Here is a 240-nt window from a genome sequence, read left to right as displayed (position 1 = left end):
GGCTGCAGATCAAGCAAGCAAGAATTGGCATCACTGCCCTCCACATCAACTAGGTCGGAGAATATTTTAACCAGGAATTCCGAGGCGCCGGAGTTAAAGAAACGATGAACGTGCGATATTCCGCGGACGAAGGCGACCCACATGTCGTCGTAGGGGTTTCGCTCAAGATTTCCATCATCCCTGAAAAAGTGACGCTTGTTACCAGACCCATCTTCGCGCAAGTCATCCGGAAGGTTCTCG

General features: G+C 51.2%; 1 protein-coding gene. It reads right to left on the bottom strand.

Annotated features, from left to right (window positions below; genetic code table 11):
* Positions 1–240, bottom strand: a 240-nt coding sequence (locus tag KVS69_RS20430) for a hypothetical protein (RefSeq protein WP_217540150.1), incomplete at both ends; no start/stop codon positions are given.

Origin of the sequence: Stenotrophomonas sp. GbtcB23, from assembly GCF_019091045.1 — a bacterium.
Lineage (GTDB): Bacteria > Pseudomonadota > Gammaproteobacteria > Xanthomonadales > Xanthomonadaceae > Stenotrophomonas > Stenotrophomonas rhizophila_A.
The sequence above is the reverse complement of the archived record's forward strand: the minus strand, read 5'-3'. Positions and strand labels throughout refer to the sequence as shown.